Source organism: Rhodocaloribacter litoris, assembly GCF_011682235.2.
Lineage (GTDB): Bacteria > Bacteroidota > Rhodothermia > Rhodothermales > ISCAR-4553 > Rhodocaloribacter > Rhodocaloribacter litoris.
Genome location: NZ_CP076718.1, coordinates 3,905,652 through 3,923,660 on the forward strand (window position 1 = coordinate 3,905,652; position 18,009 = coordinate 3,923,660).

The following is an 18,009-nucleotide window of genomic DNA, read 5'->3' on the forward strand; positions in this document are numbered from 1 at the left end:
CAGGCATCAGCAAGGCCACCCGTTTCAGGGGGAATGCTCGTGGGGGCCATAACCACGTTGCTCGGTGTTTCATGCGACCCTGGCACGTCTTGCACAGCCGTTACCTGCTTCGCCGCTGGTGGATGAACCTGCGCGTGGACCATGTCCGCCTGCCCGACGGCACGGAACTGCCCGAGTTTCACGTGGTCGAGTACCCGGACTGGGCCTGTGTGGTGTGCTTCACCGAGGAGGGACGGCTCGTGATGGTGGAGCAGTACCGGCACGGGATCCGGCGTGCCTGCCTGGAGTTTCCTGCCGGGGCCGTCGATCCGGGAGAGGAGCCGTTGCAGGCGGCCCGGCGCGAGCTGCTGGAAGAGACGGGCTACGCCGCCGACGACTGGATCGGCCTGGGGCGATGTGCGCCCGAACCCAGCAAGCATACGAACTACGCACACCTGTATGTGGCCCGCGCGGCCCGGCCGGTCCGGGCTCCCGCCGGCGACGCAAGCGAAGACCTGCGGGTGTGCCTGCTCGAACCGGAGGACGTCCTCCGCCGCGTGGAGACGGGCGACCTCGTCCACGGGATCCACCTGGCCGCCCTTTTCTGGGCCCGGTCGCTGGGCCTCTTTCCCGGATGAGCCCCGGTGCCTGCAATAATCGGCGGGGCGCCGGCGTTCGAAACGATACCTCGACGGCGTTCCTTAAGCATTCATGACTGCGCAACGCACAACGGTTCTGCGGGCGATCGGGCTCGGGATGATCCTCGGGCTGGCGGCCTGCAACGGGCGGCCGGCCTACGTCGTGTCCCGGTTCGAGCCGGTACAGGCGTCATGGGATACCCTGCGGGTGTCGCTGGCGTTCGGTGTGCGCGGTCCGTTCGGGCGGCTGCGGCCGGCCGTGCCGGACACGACGACGATCTACGTGTTCGACGCCGGTTTCGACACGCTCTACGCCGGTTCGGATCCGGTCATCCCCATACCCGATGCGGAGCTGGGTCATGCCGAGCGGCTGCTCGTGGAGGCCTGCGGCGACTTCGGAAGGTGGCGGGTATGTGAACAACACGCGCTCCGGGCTTCCCCCAAGCGCGTCCGCGTCCGGCATGAGATCGCTTTTCCCGAGGACGAAGCCTATCAGGAGGGCAGCTATGCCTTCGACTTCGTCGTCGAGCGGCAACGCTTCGGGGCGGAGGAATGGGAGCAGATCAACCGCCGCGCTCCCGTCGATGGCTTTCTGACGGCCTACGTGGCCTCCGGCGATCCGGTGCCGGTACGGATCCCGTTCACCCGAAACCGGGGCCGCTTCAACCTGGCCCGCTCCGAGCGGTATCGCGATTTCCGGTATGCGCTCCAGTCCCAGCTTTTCGAAGGAAGGGAAGCCGCCGTTCGCTTCGACATCTACGCCCGCCTGATGGGGGTGGAGGCCCCGGTGGCCTCGGTGGAGAAGCGCATCGTGAAGAAGAGTGAGGACGAGCGGATGGCCGAAGTCGGCCATTTCGTCGAGCAGGCCGCCGGGGAAGTGCTGGCCCGCCTCGGACTGGATGCGACGCGACGCCGTGTCTACGCCTTTGTGGAGTCGTGGACCTACGATCCGGCCCGGCGGCGCTATACCGTGGAGGTTTCCATACAGTGGCGGCGTGGCTGGCTCAGGGGGTGGGACGAGCTGGAAGGCCGCCTCGTCGTGCGTGAGGATGGCAGCGAGGCCGTCTTCGAACCGCACGGGCGCGCCGGCGAGGACGTGATCGTGCTGGATTCCCTCCAGGTACGGGCGGCGCCGCCGCGTGGGCGGGACGTCGAGACCGGCCCGCCGAGGCGGCTGAAGACGTGGTGAGGCCGTCCGGGCCGGGTCGGATTCAGACGAAGAGGGCCACGTCGTCCGCCTCGCCGTTGCGCCGCCGGTCGCCCGGCCGAAAGCCGGAGGCGTCACGCGTCCGGGGTGCCGCGGCGGAACCGGTGCCGGTTGCCCTTCGGGGCGGGCGGGGGAGCCGGACGTGGCGCGAGAGGAGATACATGGAGGCGCCGGCCAGCGACAGGCTCACGGCACCCACCATCCACCGGAACATCGAGGCCGGCGGCCGGGGATCGGGCAGAACGTTTTTCATCTTCACACGCGATAGAACGGAAAGAAAGGACGGGGATACGCATGGTATCGGATGAAGTCCCTGTGAATCAAGGATCATACCACCGTGGAACGGTTGCCGACCTGGTGGCGGCGCTCGACGCGATCGTGTGGAGTCCGGAGGGGGTTGTCGCCGGGTTGTTCGAGACCCCGCGTTCGGGACGGCATCTGGCCCGCCCGGAAGTGGTGGTGGTGGCGGGCAAGGGGTTCGCCGGGGATCACCCGCGCAAGTCGTTCTACCGGGGGGCCTACGTGCCGGGCCGGGAGGTGTCGGCGGTGAGCCTGGAGGTGCTCCGCGTGCTCGGCGTCGATCCGGCGGTCGTGGGGGACAACCTCATCACCGCAGGACTCGACCTGCGGGTGCTGGAGCCGGGCGACGTGCTCGCCGTGGGGGAGGAGGTGCGGTTGCGGCGCAGCGACCGCCCGCACCAGGTATGTACCGTCTTCCGGGATCGCACCAGTCCCGAGGCTTTCGCCGCCATCGGGCAGGGGCGCTACCGGGGCGCGCTGTTTGTCGTCGAACGGGGCGGCCGCATCCGTCTCGGCGATCCGATCCGCCGGTGTGGATCCGGCATGCCGCGCCCCGCCTGAGGGGGCGTCATTGCCCGCGCGGGGGCGACACGGGCGCGGGCGGGCGGATGGGCGCCCGGAGGGTGCCGCCGCCTTCGGGAACGTTGCGAAGGGATTCCGGCGGCATCGGCGGCCGGACGGGGGCGCGTAGCTGCCCCGCGTAGGCCTCTACGGTCTGGGCCAGTTGATCCCAGAACTTCGATGCCCACACCCGGGCGTGCATCTCGATGATCCGGAGTTGCCGGAGGCGATACGGGGTGGGATACCGTTCGGCAAGCGCCTGGAACCGTACCCGGAGCGAATCCAGGTAAGCCCGGTTGGCCCGGGTGAAGCCGAAATAGCCGATGTCTTCGACCAGGGCTTCGTAGGCGCTGTCCCACGGCGTCTTTTCGCCGGGGGCGAGGTCGAAGGTGCCGTGGTCGAAGCGGAAGGTGGCAGCCGGGTCGAAGACGTCCAGGCCGTGCCGGGCCAGCGCTTCGGCGGCCCCGGGCGGCAGGAAGAAGGACACGCGGGCGCCGGCCGCCCGGTCTACGAGCCGGACGTCGCCTTCGAGGGGGACGCCCGCACTGTCCGGGGCCGCGGGCAGGACGATGTGCGGGTTTAAGCGGCGAAAATGGTTGTAGAAGCTGGTCCCCGGCTCGTCCGGGCCCCAGGCGAAAGACTGTCCCGTGGCTTCGAGGGCCCGCAGCAGGTCGCTGAGAAAGAGGCTCTGGCCCGGTTTGAGACGGACCCGCTCGGCCCGCACCGTTTGCGACGTGTCGATGGGGAGCGAGGCCGTGGCGCGGAAGGACCCGTAGAGAGCCGGCACGTACCCGCGGGAGCGTTCTTTGAACGAGCTCTTGCCGGATACCCGTTCGAAACCGTCCGTCAGTCCCCAGATGAAGGCGTCGACCACGTGGGGTTCCGGGAGCGCGGACGCCCCGCCGCTGGTGAGGAAGCTCTGGTAGAGCTTGAAGATGTTGAAGGGGCCGGTATGGTAGGCGGAGAGGCCGGGCAACTCGTGCCCGACGGCGTTGGCGTAGGCGCGCATCAACTCGAAGGCGGGCTCCATGGTGAGGAGCGGGTGCCACTCTTCGTAGACCTTCACGGTGCGCCCGCTGCCGGTCCGGAGCTCGTAGTGTTCGATGCCGTTCTGCCGGAGCAGGTAGGGCATGAGCTGGTAGCGCGAGCGCGCACCGGCGGTCGAGACCAGGTGGTCTTCGTTGAAGGTTTCGACGGTGCCGATCTCGGTGGCGAGCAGGCTCAGGCCGAGCTGGCGGGCCAGGGCGACCTCGTAGGCAAGGTAGGCCGCCTCGCGCTCGCGGGCTTCCCGGACCTGGTTGGCGCGGCCCCAGCGGATCATCAGCGCCCCGCCGGGAATGCCACGGTCCTGGTATTTTTTCGAAAGGCGCCGCGTCTCGGTGGTGCGGAGGCGGTCCACCTCTCGCCAGTCTACCGGTTTGCCCTGCTCGTAGGCCTGCCGGAGGTGGTCCAGAGAGAAGACTTCGAGGGTTTCGTTCGTCCGGCTGTCCAGGACGCGGATCGTGAAGTTGTCGTCGTAGCGTTGTCGGATCTCGTAGAGGTCCAGCAGGTCGTGGAACGCTTCGAGCCGGCGGGCGTGGGCGGCGTGGCCCCGCCCTTCGGCGAGCGACCCGCTCAGGAAGGGAGCATGCAGGCGATCCGGATGAAGATCCAGGTCTTCGAAGGTGAAGACGGCGGGTGCCGGCGCCGGTGCCGGTGCCGAGACGGGCACCGCCTCGATCGTCTGTACCGGGCGCAGCCGCAGCAGCAGGTTGCGGGCCAGCAGGTCCATCCCGGCGAAGATCATCATGCTGGCCGTGAAGAGCACCATGATGAGCAGGCCGAGGTGGACGGTGCGGTTGTTCCAGAGCCGCACGCGCGGATCGGTACGGGGTTCGGGCTGTTCGGAGCCAGAGGTGCGAAAAGGCTCATTCATCTTCATCTGCATGCTGGCGTCACGAAAAGTATGGTGTGCTGGAACCCGGGGCCTGGTGTCCGGGGCCTCGGGGTTGCGGGGCGGGTGCGGGCATTATCGGATTTTTTTCCACGTTCTATATCATGTATTGTCTCCCGGCGTCAGGGCATTACGACGTATCGTGGCGAACGGTTGAAAATCACGGCCGGACGGTCTGTTTTTGCAGGCGGGCCTGCGTCACGAGATGGTGGAACAGCGGGCGCATGGTTTCGGCCATGCGTTCGGGATGGAACTGCACGCCGAGGAGCAGGCCGTCCTCGCTCTCGATGGCTTCGATGACGCCGTCCGGGGCGGTGGCGGCCACGCGGAAGCCGGCACCGACGGCGGCAATGGCCTGGATGTGACGCGTGTTCACCGTCAGCTGATCCTGCCCGAAGAGCCGGTGCAGGTGGGTGCCGGGCTGCAGGACCACCGGGTGAAAGGTGCCCCCGCGCACGGACGAATGGACGAGGGCGCCTTCGACCTGGTGTTGCACGTCGGCGTAGATGGTGCCACCGGCCTCGGCGTTGAGCAGTTGCATGCCGTAGCAGATGCCGAGCACCGGCTTGCGGGTGCGCCGGAACGCCGCCAGGATCCGCCGGTCGTTGCGCAGGCGCTCGGGATCCGTCGGGTCCAGGTCGTCGGGGCGGGTGCCGATCAGCCCGTCGGTGATGGCCGGTCCGCCGGTGATCACGAGGCCGTCGAGCAGGTCCGCGAACGCCTCGACGGCCGCATCCGTCTCCAGCAGAGGGACGATCAGCGGGAGGGCACCGGCCGCCTCGATGGCCCGCACGTAGGCGCGGTGCAGGCGCTGTTCCTCTTGCTCGAAAGACGTGGTGATCCCGATGCGGATGTCCATCGCGCTTTGATGTTTTCGCTGGGGGCACGGAAACAGGGCAAGGCGATCGCCTCGCTCCTGTTGCCACGGGCCTGATCCTGAGATATCGGACGGATGAACCGTGCCGTTCAGGCGCGTTGAGCGGCTGTGCGTGCGTTTTCGGCGAACGTCGTCTCCAGCCAGTCCCGGATGGCGTCGCGTACCTGGCGGAAGGCCGCCCGCCGCTCTTCCTCGGTACCCTCCACGGCCGAAGGATCGGGGAAGCTGTGGTGCAGGATCCGTTTGCGGGCCGGAAAATACGGGCAGCTTTCACGGGCCGCATCGCATACGGTCACCACATAGTCCATGGGCTCGCCGGCATAGACGTCGAGGTGCTCGGACCGGTGCCCCGAGATGTCGATGCCGATTTCACGCATCACCTCGATGGCCAGCGGGTGCACGCGCGTGGCCACGGTGCCGGCGCTGTAGACCTCGTAGCGGTCGCCGTGCAGGGCGCGAAGTAACCCCTCGGCCATCTGGGAGCGGGCGGAATTGTGCGTGCAGACGAAAAGGACGCGTTCTCTGGACATGAAAAAGGCCGGTCGACGAACGCCGGCGATAAAAATTTGCAATTCGGAGGACGGTAAGGTGCCGGAGCGGTTGTATTCGTCCGGGAAAAGTTAGTACTTGTCTCCCGGAGATCAAAGCGGGTGCCGGGACGTTTTGTGCTCTGTCGATCGAGTGGTATGCAAACCGGCCCGCAGAAAAAGGTTAAGGACGGGCGTTCATGGCGGATCTGCGTGGCAAGACGCTGTTCATCACCGGGGCGAGCCGGGGGATCGGGAAGGCCATCGCCCTGCGTGCCGCGCGGGATGGTGCCAACGTTGTCATTGCAGCCAAGACGGCCGAACCCCATCCGAAGCTGCCGGGGACCATCTACACGGCGGCGGAGGAGGTGGAGGCGGCCGGCGGCCGGGCCCTGCCGCTCGTGGTCGACATCCGTTTCGAGGACCAGATCCGTGCAGCCGTCGACCGGGCCGTCGAGGCGTTCGGTGGCCTCGATATCCTGGTCAACAACGCGAGCGCCATCTACCTGGCCGGAACGCTGGAGACGCCGCTGAAACGTTTCGACCTCATGTATCAGGTGAACGTGCGGGGCACCTTTGCCTGCTCACAGGCGTGCCTGCCGTACCTGAAGGCGGCCGCCAACCCGCATATCCTCAACATTTCGCCGCCGTTGAACATGGAGCCCCGGTGGTTTGCGCCGCACGTGGCCTATACGATCTCAAAGTACGGCATGAGCCTGTGCGTGCTCGGGATGGCCGAGGAGTTCCGTCCCGACGGCATCGCCGTGAACGCCCTGTGGCCGAAGACGATGATCGCGACGGCCGCCGTGCGCAACCTCCTCGGCGGCGAGGCGGCGATCCGTCACGCCCGCAAGCCGGCCATCGTGGGCGAGGCGGCGCATCGCGTGCTCACGCAGGATAGCCGCTCCTGTACCGGCCGGTTTCTCATCGACGAAGACGTCCTGCGCGAAGCCGGCGTCGAAGACTTTTCGGGCTATGCCGTGGATCCGGACTGCGAGCCGATGCCCGACCTTTTCCTTTAACGTCCCCACAACCCAACCCGTTTTGAGGCAACCCTATGGCCCCACAGATCGGAGAGATCAGAGCCGCCGTCAAAGACTACATCCTCGACGAGTTTCTGCCGGGGGAGGACCCCGACGCCCTCACCAGCGATACCCCGCTCATTACCGGCGGTATCCTCGATTCCATCGCTACGGTGAAACTCGTCGGCTTTCTGGAAGATCGTTTCGGTGTGCGGTTCCACGCCCATGAGATGAGCGCCGACTACCTCGACACCCTGGACGACATCGCAAACGTCGTCGCCTCGAAAATGTAAGTCCATGAACCAGCTCCACCAGCTTCTGGTCCAATCGGCAGAACGCGCTCCGGAGCGCATCGCCGTAGAGGATCCCTCCCGGGATGTTCGGATCACCTATGCCGGGTTGCATCGTGCCTCGGACCGGCTCCGGGACCGGCTCCTGGATCTCGGCGTGCAGCCCGGCGATCGCGTCGGGCTCTATGCCCCCAAGTCCATCGGTGTGGTGGCGGCGCTTTTCGGGGCGCTCAAAGCCGGGGCCGCCTATGTGCCCGTCGATCCCGGGGCGCCGCCGGCCCGCAACGCCTTCATTTTCAAGGACTGTTCCGTCCGGGCCGCGGTCGTGGAGCGCTCGCGCGTGGAAGGGCTGGAGGCGCAGTACGAGGGGGAAGGTCCCGAAGCGGTCGCTTCCCTGGACGAGCTGGATCCTTTCGGTGAAGACCTGGTGCTCCTGCGCATGCCGCCGCAGCCGATTCCGGTGCCGGATACCGACAACCTTTCCTACATCCTGTATACCTCCGGCTCGACGGGTAAGCCCAAGGGGGTCATGCATACCCACGCCAGCGCCCTCAGCTTCATCGACTGGTGCTCCAGCGTCTTCGAACCCGTTCCCGAGGACAGGTTCTCTTCCCACGCTCCCTTTCACTTCGACCTGTCGATTCTCGATCTCTATGTGCCGCTCAAGCACGGGGCGACGCTGGTGCTGATCGGCGAGGACCTCGGCAAACAGCCGGCCGAGCTGGCCCGCGTCATCGCCGAGCGTGGCATCACGGCCTGGTACTCGACGCCGTCGATCCTGCGCCTGCTGGTCGAGTACGGCCGGATGGAACAGCACGACTACGGCGCGCTCCGCATCGTCAACTTCGCCGGCGAGGTCTTTCCGGTGAAGCACCTCCGGGCGCTGACCGCGTACTGGCCCCATCCCCGGTATTTCAACCTGTACGGTCCCACCGAGACGAACGTGTGCACCTATTACGAGGTCGAGTTGCCCGTTCCCGAAGACCGTACCGAACCGTATCCCATCGGCTATGCCTGTTCGGGCGATGTGTGCCGGGTGGTCGATGAGCACTATCGCCCGGTGCCTGCGGGGGAGGAGGGGGAGTTGATCGTCAGCGGCGGGTCCGTCATGCGGGGCTACTGGAACCTGCCGGAACGCAACGCGACGGCTTTTCACGTCGATCCGGATGGTACGCGCTGGTACAAGACCGGGGACGTCGTACGCGATGCCGGCCAGGGCTGCTACCTCTTCGTCGGGCGGCGGGACCGCATGGTCAAGCGCCGGGGCTACCGCGTCGAGCTGGGCGAGATCGAGGCCGCCCTCTACCGGCACCCGGCCGTTACCGAAGCGGCCGTCGTGGCCCTGCCGGATGAACAGAACGGGGTACTCATCAAGGCATTCATGAACTGGACGGACGAAGCCAAACCCTCCATCATCCGCCTCAAGCAGTTCTGCGCCGACAACCTGCCCCTCTATATGATCCCCGACCGCTTCGTTTTTCTCGATGCCTTACCCAAAACCTCGACGGACAAGATCGACTACCAGCGCCTCAAGGCCATGGCGTGAGGCGCCGCCCCGCCGTGTTCCTCGTCCGTTGCCCGTTCAGCCCGCCTTTTCCCATGGATTTCAACCTGAGTGAGGAGCAGCGCGTACTCCGAAACGAGATCATCCGTTTCGCCCGGAAAAACCTGAATGCCGGCGTCATCGAGCGGGATCGCAGCCAGACGTTTCCCCGCGACCTCTGGCTGAAGTGTGGTGAAATGGGTCTGCAGGGGTTGCCCGTTCCCGAACGATACGGCGGGGTGGGCCTCGATCCGCTTTCGACGGCCATCGCCCTGGAAGCCTTCGGCTATGGCTGTGAGGACGGGGGGCTTGCCTTCTCGATCTGTGCCCATCTGCTGGCCTGTGTGATCCCGGTATGGAAGCACGGGAGCGAGGCGCAGAAGGAAAAATACCTGCCGGGGCTCACCAGCGGAACCCTGATCGCCGTCAATGCCATGTCGGAGCCGGGCTCCGGGTCGGATGCCTATGCCATGAAGACGCGCGCCGTACGCGAGGGAAACGGCTATCGTATCAACGGGACGAAGATCTGGAGCACCAACGGTCCGGTGGCCGACCTGGCCGTCGTCTACGCCGTGACCGATCCGGAGAAAGGCTATTACGGGGGGATATCGGTCTTTCTCGTGGAAAAGGACACACCGGGCTTTGCACCGGGGCAGAAGTTCGAGAAGATGGGGCTGCGCACCTCCCCCATCGGCGAGATCGTGCTCGAAGACGTATGGGTGCCGGAGGAGGCGATGCTCGGCGGTCCGGGGGCCGGTACGCTCATCTTCACACAGTCGATGGAGTGGGAGCGGGTCTGCATCGGGGCCATGCACTGCGGCACGATGCACCGGCTGCTGGACAAGGTCGTCGCCTACGCCCGCACGCGGGAAGCGTTCGGGCAGAAGATCGGCAAGTACCAGGCCGTCTCTCACAAGATCGTGGACATGAAGATCCGGCTGGAGGCGGCCCGCCTGCTGGCCTACAAGGCCGCCACCCGCCTCGACAAGGCCCGGGACGTTGCCGTCGACGCCTCGGTGACCAAGGTGTTCGTCAGCGAGGCCCTGCTCCAGACGGCCCTGGACGCGGTGCAGATCTACGGCGGGAACGGTTTCATGACCGAGTATGAGGTCGAGCGCGTCCTGCGCGACGCCGTCGGCGGGAAGATCTATTCGGGGACGAACGAGATCCAGCGCAACATGCTGGCCAAGTGGCTCGGGTTGTAGTCCGGAAGCACGAGAGCCCGAACCATGGTGCCCCGCAGGGCGTAGTGGCTGTCCAGCATACGCAATACGGAAACTGCATCATGTCCCGCCCGGTGATGTCTTCTTCTCCTACCCCGTCGACGCCCGAGATCCGCACGTTGCGGCCGCGCACCACGCGCCTGCTCCTGCTGGCGGCGCTGCTGCTGGCGCTGGCCCTCTCGGCGTGGGCCGCCCATCTTTACGTCTCGACGGCGAACGACGCGGACCTGCAGCGACGCATCGAGACGCTCCGGCGAGACGGCCCGCCGGCCGGCTCCGCGCCGGAAGGCACACAGGCACCGGCTCCCTGAGGCGTTCCGCACCTACCCGTGTGCGTCGTCAAGGGCGAAGGCACAGGGTCCCGGGCGGGTGATCAGGACCTGGGCCCGCTCCGTGTGCCCGGGAAAGCGGGCCAGGTAGTCCCGTTGCCAGGTGCGTGCGAAGTCCGCCGCCTCCGCTTCGGGGACGAGGGCCCATACCGCCCCGCCGAAGCCGGCGCCGAAGGCCGAGGCCGCCACGGCCCCGAGATCCCGGGCCGCACGGGCCAGATGGATCGTCTCGGGGACCTGGTTCCCCAGGAGCCGCTCGGCCCGGGACTGCGATTCCGCCGCGACCTGCCCGAACGTCGCCAGGTCGCCGGCTTCGAGGGCCTCGACGGCTGCCGGCAGGAGGCGCCGGTCCTCATGAAAGAAGTGTTCGAAGCGGTCGAGCAGGCCGTCGGGGGCGGCCCGGGACGACAGGAGACGGCGCAGGCGGTCGGGGGAAAAGCCTTCCCGTGTGAAGAGGGCGCCGAGGTGGGGGGCGTCGTCTCCGGTGGCGGTGTTCCAGGCCTGTACGATGGCGGCGGCCTGCCGCGCGGCCCGGTTGTAGCGTTCCCGGGCGGCGCCGGCCTTCTCGGCCACGACGCCGCTGGCGGCTACGACGAAGACGTGTGCCGGGGGCATGGGCAGGTCGCGCAGCAGGCGGACGGGGGTGTAGGCGAAGAGGCGCAGGCGGTCCGGCGCCCCGCACAGGATGGCGGTGTGGTCCTCGCTGCCGCCCTGCGTGCCGACGCCGTGTTCGGCCGCCAGCGACCCGAAGGCCCGCCCGCTCTCGACGGCACCGAGGTAGGCCGCGAGCCGGAGGCGCGATGCAAGTACCTGCCGGTAGCGGGGGTGGGCTTCCAGGCCGTTCAGGGCGGAGAGGGCGAGGAAGACGGCGGTGACGAAGGCACTCGAACTGCTCAGGCCGGCGGCCGGCGGCAGGTCGGAGGCAAAGGCGAGGGCGCCGCCGCGCAGGCCCGGCCCGAAGTTTTTCGCCAGGCGCCGGGCCACGGTCCTGGGGTAGTGTTGCCAGTGCCCGGCGACGGGGGGCAGCTCGGACGACACGGGAAAGGAGACGACCTCCCCGGAAGCAGTCGCATGGAGGGTGAGCGTGGCGTCCGGCCCGGCGACGGCGACCACGGCGAAGCCATACGGCACGGCACAGACCAGGCTGCGCCCGCCCGCGTAGTCGGTGTGCTTGCCCAGCACTTCGATGCGACCGGGGACGAAAAAGGCCTCCACCGGCGTCGCCGGTCCCGCCCCGGCTCGCCGGAGCGCCCGTGCGGCCCGCTGGAAGAGGGCGCTCAGGCGGAGCGCCTCCGGCTCGTGTAACCCTGCCGGGAGCAGCCGCTCGATCAGGCAGGCGGTCTCGGTTATTTGTCCAAGCTTCACGGTACGGATGCAATCCCGGGCGGACGTGTGCGTACACCGGAAACGGGCAGGGTTTCCCGGTTTCCCTGCCGTTCACGGGACGATACCACTCCGGAGACCAACGTGCAAGAGACCGTTCTGATAAAGCCGCCTTCCCGTCCCGGCCACCCTGTCGAGCGCTTCGTCCTGCCCGGCGGCGAGGCGGTCACGATACGCCCGATCCGGCCCGAGGATGCCGGGATCGAACAGGACTTCGTGCGGCACCTCTCGCCCGGTGCCCGCTATTTCCGTTTCATGCAGGTACTGGACGAGCTCTCGCCCGAGATGCTCGACCGCTTCATCCACCTCGACTATGATCGCGAGTACGCGCTGATCGCGGTGGTGGAACAGGACGGGCGAGAGGTGGAGATCGGCGTGGCACGCTATGCGGCTCTCGATGCCGACCGCTGTGAGTTCGCCGTAGTGGTGGCGGACGCCTGGCAGCGGCAAGGCATCGGGAGGCGACTGATGGAGCGCCTGATGGAGATCGCCCGCGACCACGGTTTCCGGCAGATGATCGGCCTGATCCTGGCCGAGAACCAGCCCATGCTCGGGCTGGCGGAGCGACTGGGTTTCCGCATCGAGCCGGTTCCGGACGATCTGACCGTCAAACGGGCCGTTCGGGATCTGTGAGGTGCGCGGCACGCGCCATCCGGGGGACTCTCAGACCCGTCCGTAGGAGGCACCGCGCACGAGCGCCGTGGCGATGAGATGGGCCAGGCGGAGCGGTTCGGGCACGTTCGCTTTCCGGCACGAGGCCCGGACGAGGTGGGCGGCTGTCGGCTCGTCGGTGCCGGCCCAGGCCACATACAGCCCGCCGGCGAGGCGCCGGGCTGGCGGCGTGCGGGCAAGCAGCGGGAGCCGGTCGTGAAGACCGGCGGCTTCCAGGGCCGTACCCAGCGTGCTGCCTGCCGGGTTCCGCCGGGTGACGACGAGCACCGGCAGGTCGAGCCGCTTGGCCAGCGCGGTCACGTCCACCAGCGCCAGCCCGGCGATGGAGATGCCGCCGAGAACGATGCCCTGCAGGGCTGCACGCCACCGCTGGCCCCGGATCCATTCGGCCAGGTAGGCCGTCACCCCCTCGCCGTCGATGGGGAACGAGCCGACGGCCACCCCCTCCACGAGGTCGGCCCCTTCCATCATCACGCTCACCAGCGGGACGGTCGCGTCCCGTCGACGGTCGAACGGTCCATCGTCGATGCCGAGGAGATGGGGGCGGGCAGGGGGCATGGTCGGTGCAGATCGGGGGAGGATGGCCGGTTGCAGGCAAAGCATACGGCCCGCGTGTCATTCCGGGCAGGTGGAAGGAATCTTGCGGGCACGACGTGCCGGTCGATGGTGCCGGGGGCGGATTGCAAGAGTCGAACGCATGTTCTAGCTTCCGGCCTCGTTTTTTCCACCAGGACGACGGTTCGATGATCCATCTCGCCATTATCGGAACGGGGGGCATGGCCCACCATCACGCGAAGGTGTTCGGTGCCCTCGAAGGGTGCACCCTCGCGGCGGCCTGTGACATCGACCGTGAGCGGGTAGAGGCGTTCGCCAGAACGTTCGGCGTGCCCGAAACCTACACCGATGTCGATGCCCTGCTCGAACGTGCCCGGGTCGACGCCGTCGTGGTGGCGACGCCCGACCACGTGCATGCCCCGATCGCAATCAAGGCGGCGGCGGCCGGCAAGCACATCCTCTGCGAGAAGCCCCTGGCCCTCAACTACGAGGAGGCGCGGGCGATGGCCGAGGCCGCCGAGCGGGCCGGCATCATCCACATGGTCAACTTCTCGTACCGGCGCAGCCCGGCGCTCCAGAAGGCCCGGGCGCTCGTCGAGGCGGGAGCCCTCGGGCGGATCATGCACTTCTCCGCACACTACCTGCAGAGCTGGCTCGCCTCGAAGGTCTGGGGCGACTGGCGCACCGAGCCGGCCTGGCTGTGGCGGCTCTCGACGGCTCATCACAGCTTGGGGGTGCTCGGGGACGTCGGCGTGCATATCCTCGACTTCGTCAGCTTTCCCGCCGGCGACTTCCGTTCCGTGCAATGCCGGCTGAAGACGTTTCCGAAGGCCGAAGGCGAGCGCATCGGCCCCTACGTGCTCGACGCCAACGATTCGGCGCTGATCGTCGCCGAACTGGAGAGCGGGGCGGCCGGGGTCATCCACACCAGCCGCTGGGCCACCGGCTACCAGAACGCCATCGCGCTCACACTGCACGGCGACCGGGGTGCCCTCCGCATCGACCTCGACCGCGGCTACGACCTCCTCGACGTGTGCCTGGAAGAAGACGTCGATACGGTCACGTGGAGGACGGTCACGTGCCCGCCGGTGCCGGCCAACGAGGAACGTTTTCTGGAATGCATCCGCACCGGCCGCCGGGCCGACCCCGACTTTCACCGGGGCGCGGCCATCCAGCGCGTGCTCGACGCCTGCTTCGCCTCGGATGCGTCGGGTACGGCCGTCGACGTGAGCCGGTGGGCGGCGGGTCAGCCTCCGGGGGCGAAGGCGTAGTAGGCGGAGACGATCCGGAACTGCCGGGGCGGCAGCAGGGGCAGGTGGAGGCGCGTGTGGAAACGCACCAGGTGGGGCACCCAGGTGCTGTCTCCGACGGGGCGCAGGGCGGCGAAGTAGCGGCTTTCCTCCCGGAACAGCAGGGCAGGATCGAGCCGGGCGACGGCCAGCGCGATCAGCTCGCCGGTGGCCCGGTCGAGGTAGAGGCGGGCCATCCGGACACGTTGCTCTTCGCCGGCAACCGGGCGGGCACGTACCTCGACGACCTGTGCCGGCCGATCCCAGATCAGCGTGTCCGGCTGCAGGCGGTAGGAAAAAGCGTCCCGGTTGCGGGGCGAAAGGAAGGCCGGCTCCTCGGCCAGCAGGTAGGGGCTCAGGTCCCGGGGCGACTCCGTGGGGCGGGCCGGCGAGACGAAGCGGCGGAAGAAGCCGAAGTCGAACGTGCCGCCCGAGTCGACCCGGATGTGTTCCGGGGCGGGACCGGCGTGGCGCACCACCTGCTCGGCGAACGCGATCCGGCGACCCCCGGCGTCGAGTTGTTCGGTGCGGCTGTACCGGGTATACCGGTAGGCGGAAAGGGCGGCGAAGGCGCCCGAGAAGGCGTCGCGGCGCAGGGTGGAGAGAACGGCGAGGGCCGTGTCGCGCGTGGCGGACGGCCCGGTCTCGGCGGCCGGGGCGCCTTCGGGGACGTCTCCGGCCCGGCAGCCGATAAGCAGCAACCCCAGCAGGAAGACGGGCTGCCAGGTCGGTCTTTGGAGCTTCATCGAAAACGTCGGGTGGCGAGCGGGGAGCGCGGTATCGAAGCGGCGGCTTCCGTATGTTGACGGCGCCTGACCGGACCAACGCCCGGCGCCGGGTGAGGCTCCGCCGGCGTCGTCAAAATCGTGAAAAGATGCCGGCAGGCCGCTTGCGGGCCGGGGCGCGGCAGGGCGTTGGGACCGGCGATCCCGAACGAAGATTTCGCTGCGACACCATGGCTTCACACGAAGAGAACACCGCCTCGTCCCCGAGGCAGGATGCGTCCGGTGTGCCCCCCTGGCCGGCCCAACGGTATGAAGCCGAGCGGGATGTGGCGGTGCGGGCAGCCCGCCGCGCCGCACACCTCATCCGCATGCACGCCGGCCAGGTGGGGGACGTTCGGGAGAAAGGTACGCACGACCTCGTCACCCACGTCGACGAGGAGGCCCAGCGCCTCATCATCGACACGCTCCGCAGCGCCTTCCCCGGCTACGACGTGCTGGCCGAGGAGGGCACCGGGGGGCGCATCGATCCCGTGGCGGGCGGGCACCGCTGGATCATCGATCCCATCGACGGCACGACGAACTTCACGCATGGCGTCCCGCCGTATGCCGTCAGCATCGCCCTCCAGCGAGGGGATACGCTCGTGCTCGGGGTGGTGCTCGACGTGGCCCGTGACGAGCTGTTCACCGCCATCCGGGGCGGGGGCGCCTTTGCCAACGGGGTGCGTGTGCGGGTCAGCCGTACGGCGGCGCTCGCGGAGGGCCTGCTGGCTACCGGCTTTCCCTATCGCCGTTTCGAACACCTGGACGCCTACCTCGGCGTGCTCCGCCAGTTTTTGCTGAAGACCCGCGGGGTCCGGCGGCACGGGGTGGCCTCCATCGACCTGGCCTACGTGGCCTGCGGGCGGTTCGACGGCTTCTTCGAGACGGGCCTGCAGCCGTGGGACGTGGCGGCCGGCACCGTGCTCGTCATCGAAGCCGGCGGGCAGGTCACCGACTTCGGCGGGGACGGCAACCCGGTCTTCGACCGGCAGATCGTGGCCTCCAACGGCCTCCTCCACGGGGCGCTCTGTGAGGTCCTGGCGCCCCTGCGGGAGATCCGGCTCTGAAACCGTCACCGCCCGGCCCGGCGGTGGCACGGCACGGGCGGGTTTCCTACCTTTGCCGTTCGGCGGTGCAACGCGGAAACAGGCCGCGCCCGCCTCGAAACGCGACATCCAGCATCCGGAAAACCATGCAAGCAACGGGATTTGGTCTACTGAAAGGGAAAAAAGGGGTCATCTTCGGTGCCCTCAATGAGAGCAGCATCGCCTGGTCCATTGCCGAGGCGGTGCACCGGGAAGGCGGGCGCTTCGCCCTGTCGAACGCCCCGGTGGCCCGGCGGTTGGGTTCGCTCGAGGCCCTGGCCGAGCGTACCGGCAGCCCTGTCCTCTGGGCGGACGCCACCAGCGACGACGACCTGCGTGCCCTCTACGAGGAGGTCCGGGCCGCCTTCGGGTCCATCGACTTCATCGTACACTCCATCGGCATGGGGCTCAACGTGCGGAAAGACCGGCCGTATGAGGAACTGAACTACGCCTGGTATCAGAAGACGCTCGATATCTCGGCGATCAGCCTGCACCGGATCATCCATCACGCGCTCGAAGCCGGGGTCCTGGCCGACGGGGGCTCCATCGTCACGCTGTCGTACATCGGGGCACAGCGTACCTTTTCGAAGTATTCGGAGATGGGGGACGCCAAGGCGCTGCTCGAAAGCATCGTCCGCTCCTTCGGATACCGGCTCGGAAAACGACGCATCCGCATCAATGCCGTCTCGCAGAGCCCGACGCGCACCACGGCCGGTTCCGGCATCGCCGGCTTCGACGCCATGTTCGAGTTTGCCGAGCGGATCGCCCCCCTCGGCAATGCCGACGCCGCGAGCTGTGCCGACTACGTGGTCACGCTTCTGAGCGACCTGACCCGGATGGTAACCATGCAGACCCTCTTCCACGACGGTGGCTTCTCGGCCATGGGGATCTCGGACGAGCTCATCGAGGACCTGAAAACCGCCCTCGCCCCGAAGCCATGATTCGACTCTTCGTCTCCGACATTGACGGGTGCCTGGCCGAACCGTACCGGCCCTATGACTTGCGGCGGTTTCAGGAACTGGCGGCGCTGGTGTCGACGGCCGGACCGGTGGGGCATCACCCGGAGTGGCCCGCCTTCACGCTTTGCTCGGGGCGTCCCTATTCGTACGTCGAGGCCGTCACACAGGCGCTCGGTTTGCAGGTGCCGGTGCTCTTCGAGGCCGGGGCCGGCCTGTTCGACCCGGTGCGGGCGCGCGTATCCTGGCATCCGGCCTTCTCCGAAGACCTGGCGGCGGCGCTGGCGACGATCCGGCACTGGCTGGAAGAACGGATCCGGGGCACGTCGATGATATACGACATGGGCAAGCGCACCCAGGCCGGCGTCATCGGGCCGGATCCGGACGAGGTGGCCCGCCTTTTTCCCGTCGTGGAGGAGCATGTGGCGCGGCATTACCCCGGCTTTCGCGTGCTCCTGACGTCGGCGTCCATCGACGTGGTGCCGGCGCATCTGACGAAGGAGCAGGGGATCGCCTGGCTCTCGGAACAGACCGGCGTGCCGCTCGAGGCCATGGCCTTCATCGGCGACACCGAGGGGGACCTCGGCGCGCTCGGCGTGGTGGGGTATGCCTTCGCGCCGGCCAACGCCACGGCGGCGGTCAAAGAGCAGGTGGGGCACGTGACGCGCGGCGCCGTCATCGAGGGGGTGCTGGAGGCGTATGCCTGGTGCCGCCGGCACAACGGCCGGTCGCCGGACGGCACCCCGCCCGGGGCCGCCGTCTCGCGGGCTCCTCAGGACGCGCAGGGTTGACGATTCGGCCCGTATTTTGCAACTTCGGGCATCATGTGACGTGAAAGGATCACCCTGGCAGCCCGGCCCCTGCCGGTCGCTGTCA

At 67.9% G+C, this 18,009-nt stretch carries 20 protein-coding genes; 13 read left to right on the forward strand and 7 right to left on the reverse strand.

Annotated elements, in window-relative coordinates:
• Positions 1-71 precede the first annotated feature (71 nt).
• Together GQ464_RS16170 and GQ464_RS16175 are read left to right on the forward strand one after the other, a co-directional pair.
• Complete coding sequence (locus GQ464_RS16170) at positions 72-617, forward strand: NUDIX hydrolase (protein WP_166973638.1); 546 nt, start codon at positions 72-74, stop codon at positions 615-617.
• A 73-nt stretch (positions 618-690) separates the two neighbouring features.
• Positions 691-1,806 (forward strand): hypothetical protein, encoded by a 1,116-nt coding sequence (locus GQ464_RS16175; protein WP_166973641.1) that lies wholly within the window; start codon positions 691-693, stop codon positions 1,804-1,806.
• Between the two features lie 22 nt (positions 1,807-1,828).
• Here the strand turns inward: GQ464_RS16175 and GQ464_RS16180 are convergent, their stop codons facing one another.
• Positions 1,829-2,077 (reverse strand): hypothetical protein, encoded by a 249-nt coding sequence (locus GQ464_RS16180; protein ID WP_166973644.1) that lies wholly within the window; start codon positions 2,075-2,077, stop codon positions 1,829-1,831.
• A 62-nt stretch (positions 2,078-2,139) separates the two neighbouring features.
• Here GQ464_RS16180 and GQ464_RS16185 point away from each other — a divergent pair, with 62 nt between their 5' ends.
• Complete coding sequence (locus GQ464_RS16185; RefSeq protein ID WP_228350368.1) at positions 2,140-2,685, forward strand: MOSC domain-containing protein; 546 nt, start codon at positions 2,140-2,142, stop codon at positions 2,683-2,685.
• A 7-nt stretch (positions 2,686-2,692) separates the two neighbouring features.
• Here the strand turns inward: GQ464_RS16185 and GQ464_RS16190 are convergent, their stop codons facing one another.
• The 3 genes from GQ464_RS16190 to GQ464_RS16200 all read right to left on the reverse strand — a co-directional run bounded on the left by GQ464_RS16190 (position 2,693) and on the right by GQ464_RS16200 (position 6,025).
• On the reverse strand, positions 2,693-4,600 hold the full coding sequence (locus GQ464_RS16190; RefSeq protein ID WP_166973647.1) for a hypothetical protein: 1,908 nt from the start codon (positions 4,598-4,600) through the stop codon (positions 2,693-2,695).
• 178 nt (positions 4,601-4,778) lie between these two features.
• Positions 4,779-5,477, reverse strand: coding sequence for a gamma-glutamyl-gamma-aminobutyrate hydrolase family protein (locus GQ464_RS16195; RefSeq protein ID WP_166973650.1), 699 nt, complete (start codon positions 5,475-5,477; stop codon positions 4,779-4,781).
• 107 nt (positions 5,478-5,584) lie between these two features.
• Entirely contained in the window at positions 5,585-6,025 is a 441-nt protein-coding gene (locus GQ464_RS16200; RefSeq protein WP_166973653.1) for an arsenate reductase ArsC, read from the reverse strand.
• A gap of 197 nt (positions 6,026-6,222) precedes the next feature.
• On the opposite strand from GQ464_RS16200, the gene GQ464_RS16205 reads away from it, so the two are divergent.
• From GQ464_RS16205 to GQ464_RS16225, 5 genes are all read left to right on the forward strand, one after another.
• Positions 6,223-7,044, forward strand: a complete 822-nt coding sequence (locus GQ464_RS16205; protein WP_166973656.1) for an SDR family oxidoreductase — start codon at positions 6,223-6,225, stop codon at positions 7,042-7,044.
• 35 nt (positions 7,045-7,079) lie between these two features.
• A complete protein-coding gene (locus tag GQ464_RS16210; RefSeq protein WP_228350369.1) occupies positions 7,080-7,337 on the forward strand; it encodes an acyl carrier protein in 258 nt (85 codons plus the stop codon).
• Positions 7,338-7,341: 4 nt separating this feature from the next.
• On the forward strand, positions 7,342-8,880 hold the full coding sequence (locus GQ464_RS16215; protein WP_166973659.1) for an amino acid adenylation domain-containing protein: 1,539 nt from the start codon (positions 7,342-7,344) through the stop codon (positions 8,878-8,880).
• 53 nt (positions 8,881-8,933) lie between these two features.
• The gene (locus GQ464_RS16220; RefSeq protein ID WP_166973662.1) at positions 8,934-10,082 is read left to right on the forward strand and encodes an acyl-CoA dehydrogenase family protein; all 1,149 of its coding nucleotides are present in this window, start codon (positions 8,934-8,936) and stop codon (positions 10,080-10,082) included.
• Positions 10,083-10,177: 95 nt separating this feature from the next.
• On the forward strand, positions 10,178-10,411 hold the full coding sequence (locus GQ464_RS16225) for a hypothetical protein (RefSeq protein WP_228350370.1): 234 nt from the start codon (positions 10,178-10,180) through the stop codon (positions 10,409-10,411).
• Positions 10,412-10,423: 12 nt separating this feature from the next.
• Here GQ464_RS16225 and GQ464_RS16230 read toward each other — a convergent pair whose 3' ends face one another.
• The gene (locus tag GQ464_RS16230) at positions 10,424-11,794 is read right to left on the reverse strand and encodes a GHMP family kinase ATP-binding protein (protein WP_166973668.1); all 1,371 of its coding nucleotides are present in this window, start codon (positions 11,792-11,794) and stop codon (positions 10,424-10,426) included.
• A 102-nt stretch (positions 11,795-11,896) separates the two neighbouring features.
• On the opposite strand from GQ464_RS16230, the gene GQ464_RS16235 reads away from it, so the two are divergent.
• Entirely contained in the window at positions 11,897-12,445 is a 549-nt protein-coding gene (locus GQ464_RS16235; RefSeq protein WP_166973671.1) for a GNAT family N-acetyltransferase, read from the forward strand.
• A 30-nt stretch (positions 12,446-12,475) separates the two neighbouring features.
• On the opposite strand, the gene GQ464_RS16240 is transcribed toward GQ464_RS16235, so the two are convergent.
• Positions 12,476-13,042: an endonuclease dU gene (locus GQ464_RS16240; protein ID WP_166973674.1), complete on the reverse strand. Its 567-nt coding sequence runs from the start codon at positions 13,040-13,042 to the stop codon at positions 12,476-12,478.
• Between the two features lie 188 nt (positions 13,043-13,230).
• On the opposite strand from GQ464_RS16240, the gene GQ464_RS16245 reads away from it, so the two are divergent.
• Entirely contained in the window at positions 13,231-14,310 is a 1,080-nt protein-coding gene (locus GQ464_RS16245; protein ID WP_272493481.1) for a Gfo/Idh/MocA family protein, read from the forward strand.
• Here the strand turns inward: GQ464_RS16245 and GQ464_RS16250 are convergent.
• The gene (locus GQ464_RS16250) at positions 14,286-15,074 is read right to left on the reverse strand and encodes a hypothetical protein (RefSeq protein ID WP_166973680.1); all 789 of its coding nucleotides are present in this window, start codon (positions 15,072-15,074) and stop codon (positions 14,286-14,288) included. The two genes, GQ464_RS16245 and GQ464_RS16250, sit on opposite strands and share 25 nt — an antisense overlap.
• A gap of 209 nt (positions 15,075-15,283) precedes the next feature.
• On the opposite strand from GQ464_RS16250, the gene GQ464_RS16255 reads away from it, so the two are divergent.
• From GQ464_RS16255 to GQ464_RS16265, 3 genes are all read left to right on the forward strand, one after another.
• Positions 15,284-16,159 (forward strand): inositol monophosphatase family protein, encoded by an 876-nt coding sequence (locus GQ464_RS16255; RefSeq protein ID WP_166973683.1) that lies wholly within the window; start codon positions 15,284-15,286, stop codon positions 16,157-16,159.
• 125 nt (positions 16,160-16,284) lie between these two features.
• Positions 16,285-17,118 carry an enoyl-ACP reductase FabI gene (locus GQ464_RS16260; protein ID WP_166973686.1) on the forward strand — a complete coding sequence of 278 codons (834 nt, stop codon included), beginning with the start codon at positions 16,285-16,287 and terminating at the stop codon, positions 17,116-17,118.
• The gene (locus GQ464_RS16265) at positions 17,115-17,924 is read left to right on the forward strand and encodes an HAD family hydrolase (protein ID WP_166973689.1); all 810 of its coding nucleotides are present in this window, start codon (positions 17,115-17,117) and stop codon (positions 17,922-17,924) included. The genes GQ464_RS16260 and GQ464_RS16265 overlap by 4 nt, the downstream gene beginning before the upstream one ends.
• Positions 17,925-18,009 lie beyond the last annotated feature (85 nt).